This is a genomic window from Vibrio sp. vnigr-6D03, assembly GCF_002835515.1.
In the GTDB taxonomy this organism is placed as follows: Bacteria; Pseudomonadota; Gammaproteobacteria; order Enterobacterales; family Vibrionaceae; genus Vibrio; species Vibrio penaeicida.
Genome location: NZ_PIZL01000046.1, coordinates 153,329 through 175,132, shown reverse-complemented (window position 1 = coordinate 175,132; position 21,804 = coordinate 153,329). Strand labels below are relative to the sequence as shown.

Genomic DNA, 21,804 nt, shown 5'->3' with positions numbered 1-21,804 from the left:
AAACTTCTTACTAAGTTAAACAAGTGCGGGACAATAATGCCCCGCAACATGAATTACATTTGCTGACCTTTAACGCCGCTGTAACCGTAAACAAGAGGAGCAACAACGTTGTTCTTGTCATCAGTTGGAGTAACAGTCATCATCATTTCTGTGTAAGAAATAGTGATAGTCTCAACTGGACGGTCGTCTTGGATAGAAACAGCGTAGTTTGAAATCATTGCATCAGTAAGTTCGATCTTCATGATTTCTTCCACTTTTTCACCTTGCTTAGTGATGTGGAATACAGCTGGTTTACCTTTACCGATTGTCGCTTCTTTGAATAGATCTGGAGAAGCGCGGTCTTGCAGTTTAGTGATCGTCAAGTCGTACAAACGAGTAGAACTTGCTTCACGATCTTGAGCAGTACCTGTGTAAGAAGTAATTTCACGACCTACGCTCCAATCAACAGAAAGTAGAGTGATCAGATCCTTGTACTGCTCAGCAGTAGCTTCACCTTTAATATCCGCGTATTTAAGGTATGTATTTGCCTGCATGCTAATCTCCTATAGCATTGATAAATTCAACTCATATTTATGAGCAAGTAATTGCCCTCAACCAAATAAATTGGTGAAGGGTTGTTAATTATAAATTAGTCATTTACGACTGATTAAATACGCGTTTTTATAACTTATATTCAATCAATTTAATAGCTTAAATTAATAAAAAAGCACTTAATTTGAATTGCACCGCAATTAAATTTGCTATTGATAGTTCGCTTATTCGACATTTATAGAAATAGTATTTACATCACCTAAAACCGCCACTTTATTAATAGCTTTATCGTTAGAAATTGCTTTTAAAACTTCATCAGATATTTTTGGTAATAGGCTATTTTGAATAATGGTTTGGATTGCCCTAGCACCACTACCTTCTTCATTACAATTATCAATTAAGCTAGAAATCAACTCATCAGAATAATCAAATTCTGCGTTGTAGTTTGATGAAATACGCTTTCCAATTTTATTCAATTGAATTCCCGCAATACCTTGCAACACTTCTCGGTTAAGTGGGATATATGGAATCACATTAACGCGACCTAAGAAGGCTGGTTTAAAGCTTTCCAGCAAATCGTCTCGTAGTGCCGTCTTTAAACCATCAATGTCGGGGGCTAATTCAGGGTCTTGGAATAGCTCCATTGTTGTATCTGTTCCAGCATTGGACGTCATGATGATAATGGTATTTCTAAAATCAATATCACGCCCCTCTCCGTCTTTGATGGTTCCTTTATCAAACACTTGATAAAACACATCTTGGACGCCTGGGTGAGCTTTTTCCATTTCATCTAGAAGTATAACGCTATATGGTTTTCTTCTGACAGCTTCCGTGAGTACTCCGCCTTCACCATAGCCAACATACCCTGGAGGTGACCCCAGTAGTAATGAGACTTTGTGCTCTTCTTTAAACTCAGACATGTTGATGACAGTGACATTTTCCTCACTACCATAAACCTGTTCAGCAATTGCTAGCGCGGATTCGGTTTTACCTACGCCACTTGGTCCCGTAAGAAAAAATATACCATTAGGCTTAGTTTCTTCGTTAAGCTGAGCGCGTGCGGTTTTGATGACTTCAGACATCGTATGTAATGCATGATCTTGGCCAACCACACGTTCACACAACTTGTCTTTTAGTGATAAAAGGCTATTAATCTCATCGTTTTGAAGCTTTCCTAGCGGGATTCCCGTCCAGTCAGATACTATCTCAGAGACCAGCGCTTCGTTAACGTGTGAAAAGACCATTGGCGTCTTGTTTTCTGCCAGAGTTGCTTCGACTTCGACTAACCTTTCTAAAGCACCTTCTTTTTTCTCTTCAAGAACTTCAAGTTTCAACTGCTTGGATTCGTCTACCAAGTTGGACTCTGTTTCCCAGACCGTTTTCAGTTCAGCGATTTCGTTCGTTAGAGCGTCGCTTTCTTCGTTTAGCGCAGCCAAAACTTCGGTGTGTGCATGACCAAGCGCCTGCTCTTTTTCGAGCTGGGCGATTTGTGCTGTTTTTTGCTCTAATGTCTTCTCAAGAGACTCAAGCTGCCCCGGTGTCGCAGACTGGCTTAGTGCCACTCTTGAACACGCTGTATCGAGAACTGAAACGGCTTTGTCCGGTAGTTGACGTCCATTAATATAGCGATTAGATAAATACACTGCCGCTTTTAAGGCTTCATTTGTAATATGTACGCCGTGGTGTTCTTCCATAACAGGTACGAGTCCGCGCAACATTTCTACTGCGAGTTCAGGAGCGGGCTCATCCACTTGAACAACTTGGAATCGTCGGGTTAACGCGGCATCTTTCTCTACATATTTCTTGTATTCAGCCCACGTCGTCGCAGCAATGGTTCTCAATTCTCCTCGAGCCAAAGCTGGCTTAAGAATATTTGCAGCGTCGCTTTGACCTGCTTGCCCGCCACTTCCTATTAACCCGTGTGCTTCATCGATAAACATGATAATTGGTGTCGGTGATTCATTGACTTCTTTAACAACCGATTTCAGGCGATTCTCAAACTCACCCTTCATTCCTGCACCAGCTTGGAGTAATGCTAGGTCAAGTGACTTAATCGAAACACCTTGAAGCGCTGGAGGAACATCTCCTTGCACAACTTTGAGCGCAAGACCCTCAACTACCGCAGTTTTACCAACACCGGCTTCACCCGTTAAGATTGGGTTGTTTTGACGGCGTCTGAGTAAAATATCTATCATCAGTCGGATTTCGTTATCTCGACCTACGACAGGATCTATGTCTCCCTTCTTTGCCTGCTCAGTTAAATCAATGGTAAATTGGTCCAAAGATTTTGTAGATGCTTTCTGCGTTGGCGCTTTTTCTACAACACTTCGCTCTTCGCTTTTCCAAAACTGCAGTAACGTTTCTGGAGTAACTTTATCTAACTCATTGCCAAAGGCGGATGAAACCGCAAATAATGTATCGTCATTCAACAATGCATAAACTAGGTGCACAATATCGATCTGCTCATCTGAGAAGTCGATACTTGAAGCCATCCACGCACTTTTTAAGATAGTCACCGTGTGTGCAGATAAGCCTGGTACGGTTTGGCAGCCTGTTTTGAGTTTTTCCAAACTTTTTTGAATATCATCTTCTAACTTGAATACATTTAAGTTGAAATGATCAGATAGAGTCTGAATTGTAGAGCCTTGTTGTTGAAGTATCGAAACTAGCCAGTGTGTCATTTCAATACTATGGTGAGTTCGGCTGCTCGCTAGCGCTGCCGCTTGTTCTAATGAAGATTTCGCATCACTAGAAAGCCTCTCTACTAACGCGGTTAGAGATAAAGATGTCATTGATATTTCCTTATATATCGCCTAACTGATATTGCTTAAATTCGAATTGTGATGGTGCCGCTTTCTGAACGTTTGTGAGGTGCCAGTACGCTTCCCAATGCTAGCCTTCCTCCACCTTTTTTCAGTTGCACTTTAGGAAGGTGTTTGTATTGAGCGGTGAGGCTCCATTCAACCGAAGCGGTATTCCCAAGTAAGTCTTTGCACAACGCCTTAATTTCACGAATTCGTTCGCCATTGGGCATCATGCCGTGCACTTGTTCTTGCCCTTTAGCAACAAACTCAACCATGAATCCTGCATTGACATTCCATGCTTTTCTTCCGAGGCTCGCCCCACGCCCAAGTTCTGAATACTGCCCCTCAGGTAGGCGCTTAGAACACAAACGTGTTTGCTCACATTCCGTTAGATGCATCCACTTACCCTTAAAGTCGCGAATGATCACATCACAACCGGAAAGAGATTCCATGCATGCTTGGATAGATCCTCGGCTTTTCACCGGCTGGCTGAATAAGCCTCCCCAATGAATTGCTCTCTCTCCCAAGCCTCCTGTTAAGGATTCCAATATTTGATTCCATGAAGAAAATTCATTCACAGAAACTTTCCGGTGCTGCACCGCAGGTTGGAAGCTTTGCCAAGTTCGATAGAAAAGAGACAGAATTCGGTGGTTAAAGATGTCTAGAAAATCCTGAAGCGTAGGATCGCTATCCTTGAGCCTTTGTAAGATCAATTCACTGTAATGCTTAGGCAAAACACCATTTTCACCCGTTAAGCCAATCAGATTCGTCATTACGACTAAGCTTTGATTGCGCTTTGATTCCACTGTTGTGAATTCACCAACTTCGTATCCCAATTGTTGAGCAACTTTCAGCTCTATGGTTTCTTGGCTTGGTAAATGATCGGTCCCTAAATTCGCATTAGACTTCAGCAGAAACTGCTCAATTAAGTGTAAAGATTCAAAAAGCTGCTCTTTGTCTAGGGCCTCTATAAAGTTCTCTCGCTTCATAGCAGTACCTTTTCACCGCATAATGCTGGCCAGCAATGAAATACATCGCCCGACCCTTTCAAGGTAATACGCAGTTTTGTAAATGTGTTAATTTCTGCGAATTGAGCAAAGTATGTCGACAGAACATTTCCTAGAAGGAATATCTGCTCTTTTGATTGTGCACTTTCAGAAACTTCGAGCGTAATTTCGGTCCCGTGGCAAAAACCCACTCGCCCCTTTTGATTCACCCGACCGGTTGCTGGCTCTACTTTCATCGACACAATTGAGTCGATCATAGACTTAGACTCTGGCGACGCTTTGAAAGCGTACAGATTCAAAGTCTCTCTTAACGTTTGGAGCCCGCCTTCATCTGAAAAGTGTGACAACGTAAGTAACTTTGCGAATTGCCACCTTGAGCTTGAATCCATTGAAGGTCTTATGGTTTCTGTCGGGGCAACTAAACATCGTAGGCTGTCAAAATTATCTTTAACATCAGGCATATTGACGGTCGGCATGCCACCACCGAAAGGCAGTTTTTTTGGGAGATTTCGGTTACAACACCAAGCCTGAGCCGACATGACCCAATTATCACTCCCTTCAGGCGCGAAAATTTTATGATCTTTATCTATAAATGAAACGTAAACATCGCGCCCAGGTTCATCAAAGCCGCCCGCCCAACTTTTGTCTTCTCTTCGCATGGTCCAAAAAATCTCATGCTCAGAAAGGTAGTTTGTATGCTCACCGGCATAAAATGGTGGAAGACTTTGGTATTTCATTTGCCAACTTCGCACACCGATTTCTTGAATACTGACCACTTCTGTCGTGTCAGGTTCTAAATGTTCAGGGTGCAACGGAAACTCGTATTCCGACGCCACAACTCTTGTCGGCTCCATAGCATGGCTGAACATGTTGATGACAGGTGTACAGCCCAATAGAACGCTGTCTTTTGTGACCTGCTTTTCAAGCCAATCGCAGCTTTGATCGAAGTAAATCCAAACCTCAGCTTCATCATTGCTACCAAACCAAGCTGGATCGAGGCTAATAAGATCAGAAAAAAGAAACTTTTCAGGAAATAAGAAATATTCAACCAACAACCTACTTCCAACAAAGCTTCTCTTACTGTAAGGCACCACAGAAAATTCATCGGTATACCCGACAGGGCTAACGTGCCTCGGTGTAAGCTGACGCGTTGTTTCATCATCAACGACAACAGCCATACCAATCGAAGATTGTAGTAATAATTGCAGAAGGCGGTAGGAAACTTGAGGCTGACCATTAAAGAAAAGCCGTAATGAATCAAAACCCAACTGGTTCAATTCAATTTCTTTGCTCGCACCTTTTATAGTGAGTTTTAAAACTGACTTTGCTTCTTTTTCGATGTCTAATAGCTGCCCACGGAAAGGGGCATTTTCAAACGATGCTTCACTGATGTTTATTGGTAGCACATCTGTTTTGTAGCACGTCTTAAACTGACAGGACTTAAAACCTGGCGCTTCAAGTGATACAGCCTCACCTTGTTCGACAGTTACTTTTGACGTCGCCGATTCGTCGCTGTCAATTTTGATCACACTCATCGAAGGAATAGGTGCATGAAAATCGGGGAATAGCTGCCCGATCAAAGCTTCTGTCAACTGAGGAAAACTGTTATCTAAACTTTGCCTAATTTGGGCAGTCAGAAAGGCGCAACCTTCCAAAATCCTAGCTACATGTGGATCTTCTACTTGTTCTTCACTAAGTTTAAGTCTTGCTGCAATTTTGGGATAAGTGCTTCCAAACTCCTGACCTTTATGACGCAAGTAAGCAAGTTCGCGATTGTAATACTTGAGAAACTCATCACTCATGCTGTTTCACTCACTTTAATTCCTAAGCTCACTGGTTCTACTTCTGAATCCAGTACCAATTCATGATGTTTTTGACCGAGCTCAGAAACAGCACTTATTCGTAATCGCAACACTCGATCAACATCATCTTTGTCATTGATTATCGACACAGAAACATCCTTAAACCTTGGCTCAAACTCCAACAGCGTATCTTTTACAATTTTGCAGAGGTGCTGCTGCCCATCTTTGCTACTAAACGGCATAGATGAAAAGTCTGGTAGACCATAAGTAAGTAGAGATTGTCTAAGTTCGGGTAAAGAGTTATCCACTTTTACCCAACTTAGCCTTGTGTTTAATAACGCTTCCACATCTCTAATTAAGCCACGAACAATCTGCTGATTGTTAAGCGGAAAATGCACATCAGCGGTATTCCTCGGGTCATGATCAATGAGCTTGTCTAATAGAGAAACACCACTACTAACGTGAGCACGCTTTTCCATGATGCTTTACTACGCTTCAGTAGTTTGTGGTTCAGATTCAATTGACGTAACCGTCGCTAGCGGTAACGCTCCTTCTCCGGCTAACCAAACTTTTTGACCTAAGCCAGCAAATACCGACTCTCCTGACACAGGTTTCCAATCAGTTTCTTTTCCGAGTTTATTGCCGTCAGTTTCGCTACGAGCGTAGGTCAACGGAATGTGAGCTTCGCCTTCAATCACGCCCTTAATTTCAAACTCAACAGGACGCCAAACTGTCTCTAATAGGTTGGTAGCTGGTTTGATATTGAGGTAAACCAATTGATCTAGTGGTGCTAGGTAGTAGTTGCCTGTTGAGCTGAATAATTCAATAAAGCCGTTAAGAGAGTCATCTATATCGCGGACATCTTCGTACTGCGTGCCATTGATTAGCAGTGCGGTACTAGGGCGCAGCTCTTCAAGCGCCTTACTAATAGATTCAACGTCCTCTTCTTTTTGTTCATGGATCGCTAAATTCAGTTCAGTCAACTTTGCGTATTGCTCTTCATTAGAACCAAGGAAGTTCGCCGTCGCACCACCTTGGAAGAAATCTACTCGCGCCTGAGCCGCTTTAACTAAATGCCTAATCTGGCTAGCACCAGCCAAAAACTCTGGGAATAGCTTTATCGCTTGCATTAACTGCTCATCGGCTCTCTCTAACTGCCCGTCTATACATAAAAGCTCAATGAAATAGCTACGAAGGGCTGCATCTTTTGGATTTGATTTAATAGACTGAATTACAGAATCAATCGTTTCTTGTAACTTTGCTTGACGTAGTAGTTGCTGCCAATCTGACATGTGACTTTCCTTATTTATAACGCTTTATCTGGAGAGAGCTCTGTTATTAACCGAACACTTGAGACCATTTGATCAAGTTGAAAGTGCGGTCTTAAATGTAAAATTGAATAATAGTGTCCGGGACTGCCTTGTTTTTCTTTTACTTGAATTCGAGCCTCGTTGAGTGGGTACTTAGCCCTTAATTCATCTGACGCTTCATCTGACGCTGTTGTGTACTGATGCAGCCAACGTTGAAAATCACTTTCAATTGACACTGCATTTTGATAACTCCCGACTTTATCTCTTCCCATTACTTTTACGTAATGAGCAATGCGCGAAACACAAAGAGTGTATTGCAGCATTGAGGAAAGTCGCGAGTTGACGGTAATTCCTTTTTCTTCGAATAACTTGGGTTTATGCAAGGATGAATTCGAAGTAAATGCAATAAGTGGGCTATCTGATACGGGAGACAATGGTATAAAGCCACAATCTGAAAGTGCCAACTCTCTCGATTCAGAAACCTGATAATTGACTGGAGAACGATATCGCTTAGCCTTTCCTGGAAATTGAGTTTGACTATTTACAGGAGGCATAATGACGCCTTGCCCATAACTTCCCGCCTTAAGCCCCCGTATATGAGCAAACCAGCCTGATTCGCTATAAGCTCTTAAAACCGTAGCGGCAAAACAAAAAGAAGCACTTCCCCAAAGGAAGTCATTTTCTGAATCACTTACTTTTTCTTTGAATGCGAAAGCTTCCAATCGACTTCCATCATATTTATATGGCTGCCTCATCAAAACATAAGGTACGGTAACGGCGACAAATTTGGCATCTTCACTTGCCCTTACTGCGCGCCAGTTCTCATATTCCAACTGGTCGAATTGAGCTTGCACATCCAAGATCGTTGCCAGCTCGGAAAACGTGTCGACACCGAATAAACTCGGCGTTGCAGACACTAAAAATGGACAAAACGCAGCAGCCGCCGTTTGAGCAATCTTGCGGACTAATGTCATGTCTCTATCAAGTTTGTTTGTTCCCGCTTGATGTGAAATGCAATAGTCCCCAACAATCAACCCAAAAGGTTCTCCGCCGGGAGTAGAAAACTCGTTCTGATAGATAAGTTTGAACAGGCTACTTTGATCAAATTCAATTGCGCGCTGGCTATCACGCCGTAATTCTTCCCAACTGCATGACAATACTTTGATTTTTGATTCTTGCTCGGAACCAAAGCTTTCTTTTTGATTAACCAAATACTGCACGCCACGCCAACTTGATTCCAATTGCTGAAAACAATCATGGTGGAGAATCGCGTTTAATTGCTCATTCAAAATTTCATCGATTAAATCAATAACGCTCACTAGGCTTTGATTCATATCTTCAGAATTAGAAATATTGTTAGCATCACACCAAAAACGCAGCGAGTGCGAGTCGGACTGAATATCTAAGAATCGATCTATCCAAAGGGCATCTAACGTTGGTTCATTTGGCTTCTGTACGTCATGAACAAGCTGATCTGGATCTGCAAATTGAAATTCTGTCATAATTATTGTGGCTGACCCGAAGGTCAGCCATTTTCATCATTAGCTTCCTGACTCAGGAATTTTCGCAACTAAGCGCAATGATGCTGTCAGTTCTTCCATTTGCAGCCAAGGCTTCAACCATGCTACGGCATTGTATGAACCTGGACTTCCTGGAATTTCTTTCACTTCCACTTTTGCGTCTGCCAAAGGATATCTCGCGCGAATTTCCTGGCCACCACCTTCCGATGCATTCACATAAGTGAGGATCCAGCGGTTTAGCCAAGTTTCAACATCTTCAGCTTCCATAAAGCTACCAATCTTGTCTCGAGCCATCACCTTCAAGTAATGGGCAAAACGAGATGTCGCCATCATATATGGAAGACGTGCGGAGATAGCTGCGTTAGCCGTCGCATCTGGGTTATCGTATTTGGCAGGTTTTTGACAAGTTTGCGCCCCAAAGAATACCGCGTAGTTCGTATTCTTATAGTGACAAAGAGGCAAGAAACCCAATTTACCAAGTTCTGATTCACGGCGGTCTGTTATCCCAATTTCTGTTGGGCACTTCATGTCTGGATCGCCATCATCACTCTGGAAGAAGTGTGTCGGTAAGTTTTCAACACGACCACCACCTTCAGCACCACGAATAGCAGTACAGAATCCATATTTAGCGAAAGCATCGGTTAGTTTTGCGCCCATTACATACGAGGAATTCATCCAGCAGTAATCATTGTGCTGAGCGTTGATTGCAATACCGGATACTGGGTCTACATCAAACTCTTCGTAACCAAACTCTTCAACAGGTGCTGTTGCTTCACCATATGGAAGACGAGCAAGTACTTTAGGCATTGTTAGAGAAACAAAACGAGAATCATCACTTTCACGGAATGAACGCCACTGTGCATACTCTAAAGATTCAAATACTTTCTCTAGATCTCGCGGCTTAGACAGTTCTGTCCACTCATCAAAACCAAACAACGCTGGTGACGCGGCGGATAGGAAAGGCGCAAAACCTGCTGCAGCTACATTAGACATTAAGCCCAATGTCTCAATATCTTCAGGATGGTTAGTGAATTCGTAATCACCTATAATTGCACCATAAGGTTCACCACCAGCACTGCCAAACTCAGATTCATAAACTTTCTTGAAAATCTGGCTTTGATCGAACTCTACCGCTTTACTCAGATCTTTGTGCAGCTCTTTTTTAGTTAGACTCATCAATCGAATCTTAAGCGTTGAACTGGTTTCTGAGTTAGACGTAAGGTAATGCAAACCTCGCCAAGTACCTTCAAGCTTTTGAAGTTCAGGGTGATGCATCACTTCAGCAAGCTGTTTAGAAATCTTAGCATCTAATGCTGAAATGGCTTCACGGAACGTTACCGTTAAGTTCTTGTTCCATGTAACTGTACCTTTCATCGCTTCTTCAGTTAATGTTTTGATTAACTCTTCAGCGCGAGAAGCTTCGGTTTGCTTAGTTGCACCGATGGCTTGGTCTAAGAAAGATACGCTCTGTTCACCAGTAGTAGGATCTAACTGCTGCTCAGTTTGAGTGCTCATTTACTCACCTCCTTCTTTCTTATCACCAGAACCATCTTCGTTCAGGCTCAATTCACCCGCCAACTGGCTCAAGTTGTCGGTATTATTCAGAACAGACTCAAGGACATTTTCAAGCTCCTCTGAACGGTCCACTTTTGTCATAAGATCACGAAGCTTATTACGCGTTTCCATTAACTTACGTAGTGGGTCAACTTGGTTAACAATCGAAGCTGGCTCGAAATCCTTCATCGATTTGAACTGTAAATCAACAGTGAATGTTGAATCATCATCAGCTAACTTATTGTCAACCTTGAAAGAAAGGCTCGGGCTCATCTTTTTCAAAACATCATCAAAGTTGTCTCGATCAATTTGAATAAAGCGACGATCTTTCAGAGGCTTCAGAGCTTCTGTGTTATGACCTGCGAAATCACCCATAACACCTAGAACAAAAGGCAGCTCTTTTTTTAGTGAAGCATTTTCAGTTTCTACGTCGTACGTAATATGGACACGAGGCTTCCTTACTCGTGACAGTTTCGAGTGGATACTCGTCATAGGACTCTCCCTTTTTTGTTATTCACCATTTTGGTCTACTATGCCAACCAAACGGAAGTAGCCATTCTTGGCTTCTCCATCAGAAATAAGCTCTGCCAGTAGCTCCGGCAAAGGCATATCACACCACCTCACCACCTGTTCGATTGAGTACGAAACGGGAGAGTGTGGTTCAGTTTCTTTAAAAAATTCCGCTATCTTTTGTAGCTGTTCAATTGCGTGTTCCCTAGACGCTAAATTGGCAGCAAGTAGCTGCCCTGCTTGAACTGGAGCACTTGCTTCAACGGTGTTAGATTCTTCTGTATCCGTCGGTAAGTCTTCCAATACGGGGTCAGCTTCCGCCTTTAGCTTGTCGCCCGCCAAGTGATTAAGCGCAGATTGAATAGCTTCAAGCTTCTTTTGGATATGAGAGCTCGGCATAACCTCACCACAAGCCTCATCCATGGAATGGCTGTATCGATCAAATGCAGCAATTGCCTGCTCTAATTCACTGCCCAGCTGTAGGTAAAACTCTTTTGATGTTTGCGCTACGGCATCTTGAATTGATTTGAGATCAACGGCGCCTGAATCAATTTTTTGACGTTTCTTGTCTTCATCTAATCGCTCTAAATCGATGGCTTGCTGATATTCCCAGTAAGCATAGGACTGACCGGTATAAGTTTCTGTTAATGGAATGGATGAAATAGGAAACAGTAGCGTCCCTTCCTTTTCCATACCATTCAGACCAATAATTGGCGTAACACGTGTTTCTATTCCATCTTCGTCGGGCATTGGATGCAGTGTTTCCCAAAACCCTTCAATCAAACCTGCTGCCAGAGAATAACCTTCGGCAAAACCTTTGAATCCATACGCTCGGGTCATCGCTTCGATTAACCATGCTACGAGTTCTAAGTCTTTGGATTGCCCAGTAAGCTGTTCAGGTACTGTCTCTAAGAAACCGCTCCATAAATTTACATAACTCGACAAAGGCTCTTCTGAAATGACCGCATTTCGCTCTTCATTTCGGGCAACCATTCTCAAGTCTTTCAAGCGAAAATAGGCAGACTGAGGGCTGATATCTGACCTTGGATCATTACCTGATGGAAGCTCTGTTGAAATAGGCAAAAGTGCCTGCTCTATCCATTCAAAATCTGACGCTTCATACACCATGGTTAGCGACCTCTTGCAAAAATAGGAACGGTTGCATCATTCGATTGTGCGACTTCTGCGGAATACTCGGCTGCCATCGCCTTGATAAGCGCACATGTCACGTTATCTTGCGCACCGCGAACTAAAGCGGAATGCATTAAGGCTAACCCTGACTGGCTTACCGCATCAGCTTGTAACGTTCGTGATATTTCTGAGTTGTTAAGCTCTTTGGTTAATCCATCGCTACACAATAGAAACTGATCGCCCGGCACCAACTGACCTGATACTTGATCTATAACGACATCAGGTTCAACGCCGATAGCTCTCGTTATCACATTGGCAAGCGGGTGGCTCTCTGCATCATCGAAGTTCAATAACCCTTGATCAACCAAATCCATAACTTGGCTGTGATCACGCGTTTTTTGTACAAGTTGGTTGTCTCTCATCAAGTAAATTCGACTGTCTCCTACCCATAGGCAGTGATAGAAGCCATCTTGTATGTATAACAAAACCAATGTTGTTCCCATGGTTTTGCCGTCAAGGTTTGATTTCGCGTATTCATAAATTGACTGGTTAGCTTGAAGTACTGCACGTCTTAGATCGTCAATTGCAAAGTCTTGATGCTCATTTGCATACTTTTCAATTGTATCGACCAACATTTGACTCGCGATGTCACCAGCTTCATGCCCTCCCATACCATCTGCTACTACCCAAACCCTTTTAGCAGACAAATCAAGAAGTGAGTCTTCATTGTAAGGTCTCACTTTCCCCGGGTGGGTTTTTGAAAAGGTAAAGATATTCCAATTCATAACGTTTTACTCCTTACCAATTCCATTGGTCCCAATTGCCATCCAACATGGCTGAAAACTGCCCAACGGCTGGCAAGCCATCGGTAAAGGTCGAAATAGCCGGAATACTTTCCGATCCTTCCGTCCACCAGAAACACGTTCTTGGAAGTTGCGTTTTCAATAAATGCTGAAGGAGATGATCTCCTTCTAACGGAATTTGTTCTTCGTAAATGAGGTTTTGAAATTCACCACTCATTGGCGTCGCTTTTAAAACCGGATCGCGAGTTAGAACCGCTTCCCACGCTTCATTTAGCAACTGAGTATTCCATTGCTCTATCTGGAAATTATCCTCAAGCACAGCTAGCGCCTGTTCTTCAGCCCTCTCACTCCAAGCTCTATCCAACCAGTATGAAATTGCCGTTCCGTCTACAGGTCGTGCTAACGTAAAAAAGTAATAGCGACCTACCGAATCTACGCTGGGAATCATCGTGCCAATCATGGCTTTTTCACCACAAACATTGGCGGGTAATGCAAAATTCCAAATCGGCGCATTCATGTAATGGTTTGTCCAGCTTTCTTCTAACTGTTCACGACTAACCGCTAAAATCGCTTGCTGCCAATCTTGCCAAGTTTTTAGAAAATCCAATGGCAGGGACTCTTGGATAAAGTCCCCTTTTGCTGGAATTTTCCCAAAGTAGCCCCATTGCTCTGTTATAAGGTTTGAGGGCATGAGAAACGCTCCATATCGTTCGACCAAAATGGATTTATTGTGCTGGTTGGGATCAACTCCAACTGAACTTTATTGCCTTTAAGATCAATCATTACGATGTTGTCTTTTCTTGTTTCAGGACGTGCTTTTAGAGATTGATCTAGCATTTTATAAAGCCCCCACTGTCCTTCGTAGGTATGAGATATTTCTCGCGAGGAGTTCGGCGGTATAAATATAATGCGCGTTTCTGAACTGCTTGAAGGCCACGACAAACTTTGTGTCCTTTCAGGTCCATGGCTATAAACCAACTTTTGAGAACCCAGCTCAAGCTTAAATTTTGAAATGTGTTGATCGAGGTATTTCGGTCTCAACCCAAAGTCGATCTTGACTGAGTTATCTGATTCGAAAAACGTTTGGCGTATCTTTTCTGCGCGCTGGAATACAACAAGTGTTTCTTGGCTAACGCCGATTTCTTTCTCAAAACGCCAATTACGCCCAGATGTATCAACAAATGGTTCTAAGTAATCAGTGAAGAAACTGTCTAACGTTCCGCCGTAACCAAAGAAGCGTTTGAAGTCTTTCAGGTTCACTTCTCTTTTAGCCGCTGGGCTAAATGGATAGCGTCCCTTTATACTTCGCTCGTACGCCTTCACGACTTGTGATTTCCAAATCTGATTCAGGTGTACCTGCGAACCTTTTTCCGCCAAGCGTGTTGATTCATGAGACAAGCCCACTAACCATCGGTTGAATGGTGAAGGTAAGATGGCATTTGTGCGTTTAAGAGAGCGAGCGACGTCTTCAGTCACCGTGCCATCTAAAATGCTCTTGTAGGCTAATTTTTGATTGTTACCAGAACTGGAAAGATCAGCTAAGTACTCACGTAGACCAACTAAAGACTGGTTGATAAGCTCAAAGTCTTGCTGCTCAATCTTTACAATGCCTTCAAATGCCCTTTCTACTTCTTTACCCGGAAGCGAAATAGCAAGATTAGTATTCTCTGTAGGCATAAAGCGCCCAATGGCATTCTTCTTATTATGAAGAGCGACATCTGCAGCTTTCGTCGCGACTTCCGCGGCAACTTTCTCATTCTGGCTCAGTGAAACTTTTGTAAGCGATACTTCTTTTTGTACCGCTTTCAAGAAGGACTCAATGGGTCTTTCTGAGCTTGAAAGTATGCGGCTTTGAATCAGGCTTAACTCTAAGCTTGGGGTCGCTTTAAGAGAGATGTCATTAATTAGGGATTCCCACTCATAAATGTAATCTCGGTAGTATCTCTCGCGTACGCCCTTAACTGCCAAATCATGATCGACAGTATGAATATTAATGTTGTCTCCATACACCCAGTTGTCTTCCATTAAGTTCTTCACCGTACGGCTTATTTGCATTTGGAAAATACTGTGGAAACCATTGAACGTGTAGAAACCAGGAACACCTGCAGATAGGGGCTTTCCACTCTTTCTTTCAAATTGACTCAGACTCTGAGATCCCAATACATCGGTAAGTCTGAAAGATGGAACGTGGCTTTTAATAAACTGTAATTTCATACGCTGATAGGCGCGCTCTGCCAAAGGCAGCTGTGTAAGAACATTCCGCGCATCTCTTACCGCATCGTGGTTAACGTACAGCCCTATATCGTCATTTAGAAGTAGGTTTTTGGTGTGCTGCATGAGCGAAGCTCGCTTTTCTTCATTGAACTCCCCAGGGAAATTCTTTTCGAAATAAAGCTCAAACCAACTCTCTACATGAACAAGATCAAATCTCTCTGTATTGAACAGCATCAAATAGGTTTTTAGGGTTTCATACAGGTATTCACGGTGCGCTTGATTTTCATTCATTTCTTCAATCAACGCAGATTCTAAAAGCTTAGAAAAGTACCCCTTTAACGCTTGGTGATACGCCGCTTTTGCAGGCTGACCAATCTTGTCGCCTTGGTACAAACCAAACTTCTTGATTCCATCGACATCTTCGTAGTAACCCGCGTAACCCATTGGTAACTGCATGACTTTATCGAGTAATGCCAATGACTCAATTAGATTGTCTTCAAAGTTAAAATCAATGCGTTTCACTTGACTGTCGATTTCTGCAATCCTGCTGTCCGACTCATCAATAAGCTGCTGATTCCATTGGAAGCTTTGGAACCAAATCGCACCAAATGCCGCAACACTGGTCAGGCTCAGTGCCAACGCGCCATGTTTCACCCAACGGTTTTGTTTTTGGTGATGACGGTTAACACTGCCAAGGTACTGCTCTTTAAAAATGATGTCTTCAAACAGAGAGCGAATAAAGTAGCTTACCGACTCTTTAGAGCTTGTTTTAAGAGATAGCTGAGACAGTCCAAGACCCGATGAAGTTTCATTCATCACACGGTCTATAGGCATCCCCTCTTGCACCGAACTAACGACAAACACACCACGGATCATCGTGGACTCTTCAAATGCATTTTTGGCAAAAATGTCACCTAAAAACTCATCAGCATTGGCTTGAAGCATACGAAGTTGTTTGGGGAACTCAAAAATCAGCGCACGTTTATCTAGATCGGTTTCTTGCTCAAGACGCTTGTTCATGCGCTTATCTAGACTCTCGAGCATGTGGTGGAATTCTTTGTTGAAAAGAGAGATGACACCTTTTTCGTCATCACAAGATTCTGGGAACATGAACCCAAGTAACTGATCTCTTTCCTCATCTTCTAAATCGGCAAAGTACTCATTAAAGCCTGCAATTAAATCCGCTTTAGTAAATACAATGTAAATAGGAAATTGCATTCCTAACTGATTTTTTAGTTCCTGAATACGTGCTTTGATTGCTCGAGCATGCATTCCTCGCTCAGTACGAGTTTGACTCATCAAACTAACCAAACTAACGGCTACTATCGCTCCGTTGATCGGACGCTTGGTTCTGTACTTCTTAAGTAAACCTAAAAAGCCTAACCATGCTTTAGAGTCTTTTTCTGAATGACTGTCTTGAGTTGTATAACGACCCGCAGTGTCGATAAGTACCGCTTTGTTAGTAAACCACCAATCACAATGTCTCGTTCCGCCAATTCCAGAAAGAGGGTCTTGCCCTAAACTGTCAGACAGTGGAAACTCCAAACCAGAATTTGCTAACGCCGTAGTCTTACCCGTTCCTGGAGGGCCGATTAAAACGTACCACGGGAGCTTGTATATACTTTGTTTTCCGCGCTTGCCGGATTTGTTTAATACTTGGATCGCTTGGTCAATTCGACCTTTTAACAGATCAATCTCCGCGGCCGATTCTTCATCTTCTTGTGCGTTAACTTCAAGTAGCGACTGTATGCTTTCGTCTTCTTCTTTTTTCTCTTTCTTTTGTTGACGAATATTAACCACACCCCAGATGAACATAAGGCCAAGTAGGACTAGAAATCTCGATGTTTCACTCTTTAGAGGCTCATGACCCGCTACCGCGATCAGAGGTCCAACTAGCCAGATCATTAAAGAAAGGGCGATCAAACCGATTAAGCCAACAAACCACTTTTGGCTGACAAATTTACCTACCGCTTTCAAACTCACTGTTCTTCTCCTGCTGCTCTTTGAACCACCATTAAGTCAATCTCGACTCGTCGGTTTTTCGCACGATTTGCCTCTGTATCGTTCTCAACAAGAGGTCTTGCATCCCCCATTCCTTCAGGAATCAATCGGCCAACCAAGTTACTGCTCGACGCAAGGTGATTTGTAACTGATGTCGCTCGTGCAAGAGATAAATGCCAATTAGATGGGAATTTACTGGTAAAGATGGGTTTGTTGTCGGTATGCCCCACAATCATGATTCGACCCTTGGTCCCTTCAAGTGAGCGCCCTACTTTGGACAATACTGGGCGGATGTGCTGCACGAGTTCCGCGCTTCCAGAATCAAACAATTCATTGGCTGAGAAAGAAATTCTCACTCGATCTGGCAATTGTTGAATTTCAACCATCCCACGTTCTGTTTCTGTCGCTAAATAGTCTTGAATACGCTTAGCTACAGGCGCAACATCTGCCAAGGGTGTTGATTCAGTTATCTCTACTGAAGGGATAAGGTTAAGTAGGTTTGCAAATGTTTGATTCGACTCTTCGTTGATTTTGTAATTAAACCCCATATACGTTGCTGCCAATAGTGCGCCCGCAATTGATAAGGTTACCCATACAGGTGTGCTTTCCGTCGTCTCTTCACCGATACGAACCTTATCTTGCCAACCGTCACTAAGTACTTTTGGTGGGCGCTCGCTTACAGCAGTAATAACATCATGCACTCTTAGCCTAAGACTGCGGTGAGATTCGATTCCATTCTTTTCAAGACGGTAACGCCCAACGAACCCTAAGGACATACAAATATATTGAAGCTGAAGAATATCTAAACTTTCCGTAGGAGCAGACATGGCTTTGTCGAGGAAGTCATAGAATTGTTCTCCACCTTGCGTATTAGAGTAAAAAGTAGAGAGTAGTGAATTGTCCACCCAGATAGATTGACCACCCCAAACCGTATTCAAAACGGTTTCATCAATAAGGCAGCACAAACAAAATCGTGCCGTATCAATATCTTGGTTACGAGCATTTTGTAATCTTAAGCGCGTTTCATAATCACGGACTTTTTGCACAAATGCATCACGTAGTTGTTGCACATCACCATATTGAGCCGTCGCACGAATTTGCCCCACTAAAGACAACACAACATTGGCTTCAGCAAGGAGCAAGTTCTTTCCAAATGCAATTACGCTTGATGATTTTTCTTCACGAATTACCTTTGTAAGTAATACTGTGCTGTCGCCTTCTTGTGGAGTAGGCGGTGTTGGCGCTGCTGGTGCAGGTTTCGCACCACCTCTTCGCCCTGGAGTGGGCTTCATTACAGTGTCTTCCATCTCTCTACTTCAACTTTATTGGTTAATTGTCCACAACTCGATATCAATACCTGGGTAATTGCCAGATATATGAATAGCAAGACCACCGCTTTCTTTTAGGCGTTGCCAGTAAGGACCTTTCTTAGTCACTTCAAAATACTGGTACCCTGCTTGATAAGGAATTTGCCTAGGCACGACGGTTAACGGTGAAATGGCGATACCGTGTAGTTGGTTGTTGATGAGATCTCGAATATTCTCGACAGGGCCCAACTTAATTTGTGATGGTAGTTTTGCTCGCAATTCTTCACTAGCAACATCCGCTTTTATCGCCAAAACAAACTGACACTTAGACAAGATGTTTTTATCTGGAATACTGGATACACGGATACCATATTGTCTGATTTCAAGTGGTAACTTAGTTGCCGTTTGCTCCAGTACCACACTTAAATACTGGCTGAGCATTTGGTGAACCACGTGGAAGAGTTCAGCCATATCACCATGCTTGTATTTTGGGAGTACAGGAGGACGTTTTGACTTAGTGGAAAATGTCGCGAGTTCGCCAATCAAGCCATACAACGCGGTCGTCAATTGAAAAGGATGCAAGTCAGCACACTGGCTGAAATGTCGTAACGTTGTTTCGTGGCGATTTAGCATTTGTAACATGACAAAATCAACCGCAGATGCCGATGCCGATTTACCTTGCCCTAGTCTCTGGGCTAAAGCATCCGCACGTATCTTTATCATCGCGACAATATTGTTTAGATATTTATGAATAGTCTCGTTTTTATTAGCATTCAAAGAAGGCGGAATAAAATCTTGATCGAGAACAATTGCTCCTTCCGTCGTTACTTCCTTGATCTTTGCTACCCGAATAGAGTGATAGCCAGGTAACTTATCGTTAGTAACTTTTAGCTGGATGCGCAGAGATGCAAGCTGCAATATTTCTTCATCTTGCCCTGTGACTACATCAGTAACCGACTGATCCGCATAAATATAACGAGTGACCAGCTCCTCAGTATCAGAAGCAATGTTTTGTCCGCGCACTTTATCCGCTGGGATCGCAAGAACAATGAACACATCCTTCGCTTCCTGATCAACGTTTAGCGGATTAGGTGAATTATCCTTAACTGGAACGTTCACTAAAGTCATGTCTTGCATGATTGCCTGACAATGCTCTAAATGAAGTTGACCTTCTTTCAATAAGGCATGGTTAAATTTTATAGAAGAGACACCCCAAGAATAAGGGGAAAGCAATTGTTGAATTTCTTTCGCCTCAAAATTGATGGCTCTTTCTTGCTGCTGGAAGTGTTGAGGGCGCAAAAACATGCCCTCACACCACGCGATGGGAGAAAAATCACTCATTAAATTAGAAAACCTATTTGTACTTCAGAAATTACTCAACAGCGATTGAAAGTTCACCAATAATTAATTTGTGTTTGTCGTATCCCGTCTTATCTACAGGGATAATCTTACGCCAGTTTGCATTTTCAATATCGCGGTATGCTGCAATAACACCTACGTATTCAACTTCAGCATTCATGCTTACTTCATACTGCTCTACGCTTCCTGGTGCGAATGTAAATTCTTGCTTGTTAATTAAATCTGGACCAAGAACAACTTCAGGTTCTTCGTAAAGAGAAAAGAAATCTTGGCTTTCAAAAAGTGTATTTGAAGTCAGTTCATATACATGAATAACAACGGGAGAAGGACGCCCATTTAGATCTGGGTTCGCTTTATTACTCACTTCAAACTCTAACGTCGCATAAGCCGGAACAACATAATTTGCTACTGAGCAACCCGTAAGCAGAAATGCAAAAAATAAACTTACTATTGATAATTTTGTTTTAATATTCATGTCCTCACCCTTTTTTCAAAGCCATTTCGTATGATTTCGCAAAGTCTTCTAAATAAAATGGAATTGAATTTCCTTCCAGCTCATTTGTTAGATCTAAATACTGTTTTTCGTAATTCTTCCAAAAATTTGCTTGAGTCTTTCCTGGAATTATTTTTTCTAATACGCCATCACCGGCATTCATAGATGAAATGTAATCTGGATTAAGCAACCCCATAACACCTTTAACAGCGCCATCTACCCCTTGCATTAACGCTTTCTCGTGCTTTTCTATATCATCAAACGCTTCTTGTATTGCATTTTGTGGGCCGAGAAAACTTGAAGAGTTGCGGTTATATAAATTATGTATTGCGTCTTCTAAATTTGCGGAAAACTTAAGTGGGTTATTTTCATGACGCTGAAATGCAGTATGGTTCAATCGATTAGTTTGCTTAAATTCAGCACGATGATGAAGCGTGTCCATTAAGCCACCTAATAGCAATGAAAAGGACTCTCCTAATTGCTTGAACCACTCATCAGAATGCTGAGATGGAACCATATTTCGAGATATTCCAAGACCACTTAAAAATGCATCCAATTCATTGGAATTGGCTTGCGTGTTTGCTTGAATAGGTGAATCTGGCGCTCTCTGAGGCTGGCTTGGACGAGGAGCCGATCTACCCGGCATTGGTCGCTCAATTTCATTTCTCGGTGCTTGAGAAAGAGGCTGCGGATTTGATGGAGCTTGTAATACCGCCTCTTCTTTTTCAATGACCTTGTTCTGTACGGGTGAACTTTGAAGAGATGAACGGGCTTGCGTAGACTGCGCTTGCTGCACATTTTCAGCTACGGGCGTGTCTCCCACTAGTTCATTGGTTACATGAGTTTCAGACAAATTGAAGAAATCGTCTGTAAGACCAATATCACTTTCGAAAACTGGCTCATTAGACAAGCTATTTACAAAGTCATCTTGAAATTTGTTATTTGTCATCTCAGACTCGAATGGTTTTGATTGTTCAAAACTGCTTATGTCTGATTGACCAAAAATATCGTGGTTATCGGTGTCATTATGAAAATGAAGGGTATCTTGAGCGCTGGATTTAAGTTCTACTAATATTTCATATTCGCCAAACGTAATGATATCGTTATCATTAAGTTTTATTTCATTACCACTACCAACTGGAGTTACTGACCTATTAATAAATAAACCATTTGTTGATAGATCCCTTATTAAATAATCCTCACCAAATCGAATTAATTCGGCGTGAACACTAGAAACCACTCTTTCTGGGTCAGGTAATATCCAATCACAACTTTCTGCTCGCCCAAGCTTAATTGAATCTTTGACATTATTATCACTAAATTCAAATTCGCTCTGTATTTCAGATGTGAATTTATGAAAGCTGTTTATAGACAGCACTATTCCCATAATAACCTCAAACCAACATTCTATAAATTTTAGTTTTATAAAAAAGAATAAACAGTTACTCTCATTATCAA

At 42.4% G+C, this 21,804-nt stretch carries 17 protein-coding genes; all 17 read right to left on the bottom strand.

The window, feature by feature from the left end:
* Positions 1–53 precede the first annotated feature (53 nt).
* The 17 genes from CW749_RS26115 to tagH all read right to left on the bottom strand — a co-directional run bounded on the left by CW749_RS26115 (position 54) and on the right by tagH (position 21,733).
* Positions 54–533, bottom strand: coding sequence for a type VI secretion system tube protein Hcp (locus CW749_RS26115; RefSeq protein WP_101115393.1), 480 nt, complete (start codon positions 531–533; stop codon positions 54–56).
* A gap of 222 nt (positions 534–755) precedes the next feature.
* The gene (gene tssH / locus CW749_RS26110; protein ID WP_101115392.1) at positions 756–3,323 is read right to left on the bottom strand and encodes a type VI secretion system ATPase TssH; all 2,568 of its coding nucleotides are present in this window, start codon (positions 3,321–3,323) and stop codon (positions 756–758) included.
* A 35-nt stretch (positions 3,324–3,358) separates the two neighbouring features.
* Positions 3,359–4,324, bottom strand: coding sequence for a type VI secretion system baseplate subunit TssG (gene tssG / locus CW749_RS26105; protein ID WP_101115391.1), 966 nt, complete (start codon positions 4,322–4,324; stop codon positions 3,359–3,361).
* A complete protein-coding gene (gene tssF, locus CW749_RS26100) occupies positions 4,321–6,144 on the bottom strand; it encodes a type VI secretion system baseplate subunit TssF (RefSeq protein WP_101115390.1) in 1,824 nt (607 codons plus the stop codon). The genes tssG and tssF overlap by 4 nt, the downstream gene beginning before the upstream one ends.
* Complete coding sequence (tssE, locus tag CW749_RS26095) at positions 6,141–6,623, bottom strand: type VI secretion system baseplate subunit TssE (protein ID WP_101115389.1); 483 nt, start codon at positions 6,621–6,623, stop codon at positions 6,141–6,143. Before tssE ends, tssF begins: the two co-directional genes overlap by 4 nt.
* 9 nt (positions 6,624–6,632) lie before the next feature.
* Positions 6,633–7,436 (bottom strand): type VI secretion system accessory protein TagJ, encoded by an 804-nt coding sequence (locus CW749_RS26090; RefSeq protein WP_101115388.1) that lies wholly within the window; start codon positions 7,434–7,436, stop codon positions 6,633–6,635.
* 14 nt (positions 7,437–7,450) lie between these two features.
* A complete protein-coding gene (gene tssC, locus CW749_RS26085; RefSeq protein ID WP_101115387.1) occupies positions 7,451–8,956 on the bottom strand; it encodes a type VI secretion system contractile sheath large subunit in 1,506 nt (501 codons plus the stop codon).
* Between the two features lie 39 nt (positions 8,957–8,995).
* Positions 8,996–10,489 (bottom strand): type VI secretion system contractile sheath large subunit, encoded by a 1,494-nt coding sequence (gene tssC / locus CW749_RS26080; protein WP_101115386.1) that lies wholly within the window; start codon positions 10,487–10,489, stop codon positions 8,996–8,998.
* The gene (gene tssB / locus CW749_RS26075) at positions 10,490–11,020 is read right to left on the bottom strand and encodes a type VI secretion system contractile sheath small subunit (protein ID WP_101115385.1); all 531 of its coding nucleotides are present in this window, start codon (positions 11,018–11,020) and stop codon (positions 10,490–10,492) included. It abuts the gene before it with no gap.
* Between the two features lie 18 nt (positions 11,021–11,038).
* Positions 11,039–12,166, bottom strand: coding sequence for a type VI secretion system protein TssA (gene tssA, locus CW749_RS26070; protein ID WP_101115384.1), 1,128 nt, complete (start codon positions 12,164–12,166; stop codon positions 11,039–11,041).
* Between the two features lie 2 nt (positions 12,167–12,168).
* The gene (locus CW749_RS26065; RefSeq protein WP_101115383.1) at positions 12,169–12,954 is read right to left on the bottom strand and encodes a protein phosphatase 2C domain-containing protein; all 786 of its coding nucleotides are present in this window, start codon (positions 12,952–12,954) and stop codon (positions 12,169–12,171) included.
* Between the two features lie 13 nt (positions 12,955–12,967).
* Complete coding sequence (gene tagF / locus CW749_RS26060) at positions 12,968–13,663, bottom strand: type VI secretion system-associated protein TagF (RefSeq protein WP_101115382.1); 696 nt, start codon at positions 13,661–13,663, stop codon at positions 12,968–12,970.
* A complete protein-coding gene (gene tssM / locus CW749_RS26055) occupies positions 13,645–17,169 on the bottom strand; it encodes a type VI secretion system membrane subunit TssM (RefSeq protein ID WP_101115381.1) in 3,525 nt (1,174 codons plus the stop codon). Before tssM ends, tagF begins: the two co-directional genes overlap by 19 nt.
* Positions 17,166–18,494 (bottom strand): type VI secretion system protein TssL, long form, encoded by a 1,329-nt coding sequence (gene tssL, locus CW749_RS26050; protein ID WP_101115380.1) that lies wholly within the window; start codon positions 18,492–18,494, stop codon positions 17,166–17,168. Before tssL ends, tssM begins: the two co-directional genes overlap by 4 nt.
* Before the next feature lie 15 nt (positions 18,495–18,509).
* A complete protein-coding gene (tssK, locus tag CW749_RS26045) occupies positions 18,510–19,835 on the bottom strand; it encodes a type VI secretion system baseplate subunit TssK (RefSeq protein ID WP_101115379.1) in 1,326 nt (441 codons plus the stop codon).
* 31 nt (positions 19,836–19,866) lie between these two features.
* Positions 19,867–20,328 (bottom strand): type VI secretion system lipoprotein TssJ, encoded by a 462-nt coding sequence (gene tssJ, locus CW749_RS26040; RefSeq protein ID WP_101115378.1) that lies wholly within the window; start codon positions 20,326–20,328, stop codon positions 19,867–19,869.
* Between the two features lie 4 nt (positions 20,329–20,332).
* Positions 20,333–21,733 carry a type VI secretion system-associated FHA domain protein TagH gene (tagH, locus tag CW749_RS26035; protein ID WP_101115377.1) on the bottom strand — a complete coding sequence of 467 codons (1,401 nt, stop codon included), beginning with the start codon at positions 21,731–21,733 and terminating at the stop codon, positions 20,333–20,335.
* Between the last annotated feature and the right edge of the window lie 71 nt (positions 21,734–21,804).

Coding starts and splice junctions, on each gene's coding strand:
- tssC (WP_101115387.1), bottom strand. CDS start 8,956: ATGACAGAATTTCAATTTGCAGATCCAGATCAGCTTGTTCATGACGTA.
- CW749_RS26115 (WP_101115393.1), bottom strand. CDS start 533: ATGCAGGCAAATACATACCTTAAATACGCGGATATTAAAGGTGAAGCT.
- tssJ (WP_101115378.1), bottom strand. CDS start 20,328: ATGAATATTAAAACAAAATTATCAATAGTAAGTTTATTTTTTGCATTT.
- tssA (WP_101115384.1), bottom strand. CDS start 12,166: ATGGTGTATGAAGCGTCAGATTTTGAATGGATAGAGCAGGCACTTTTG.
- tssE (WP_101115389.1), bottom strand. CDS start 6,623: ATGGAAAAGCGTGCTCACGTTAGTAGTGGTGTTTCTCTATTAGACAAG.
- tssK (WP_101115379.1), bottom strand. CDS start 19,835: ATGAGTGATTTTTCTCCCATCGCGTGGTGTGAGGGCATGTTTTTGCGC.
- tssH (WP_101115392.1), bottom strand. CDS start 3,323: ATGACATCTTTATCTCTAACCGCGTTAGTAGAGAGGCTTTCTAGTGAT.
- tssF (WP_101115390.1), bottom strand. CDS start 6,144: ATGAGTGATGAGTTTCTCAAGTATTACAATCGCGAACTTGCTTACTTG.
- CW749_RS26090 (WP_101115388.1), bottom strand. CDS start 7,436: ATGTCAGATTGGCAGCAACTACTACGTCAAGCAAAGTTACAAGAAACG.
- tssC (WP_101115386.1), bottom strand. CDS start 10,489: ATGAGCACTCAAACTGAGCAGCAGTTAGATCCTACTACTGGTGAACAG.
- tssB (WP_101115385.1), bottom strand. CDS start 11,020: ATGACGAGTATCCACTCGAAACTGTCACGAGTAAGGAAGCCTCGTGTC.
- CW749_RS26065 (WP_101115383.1), bottom strand. CDS start 12,954: ATGAATTGGAATATCTTTACCTTTTCAAAAACCCACCCGGGGAAAGTG.
- tssL (WP_101115380.1), bottom strand. CDS start 18,494: ATGGAAGACACTGTAATGAAGCCCACTCCAGGGCGAAGAGGTGGTGCG.
- tssG (WP_101115391.1), bottom strand. CDS start 4,324: ATGAAGCGAGAGAACTTTATAGAGGCCCTAGACAAAGAGCAGCTTTTT.
- tagH (WP_101115377.1), bottom strand. CDS start 21,733: ATGGGAATAGTGCTGTCTATAAACAGCTTTCATAAATTCACATCTGAA.
- tagF (WP_101115382.1), bottom strand. CDS start 13,663: ATGCCCTCAAACCTTATAACAGAGCAATGGGGCTACTTTGGGAAAATT.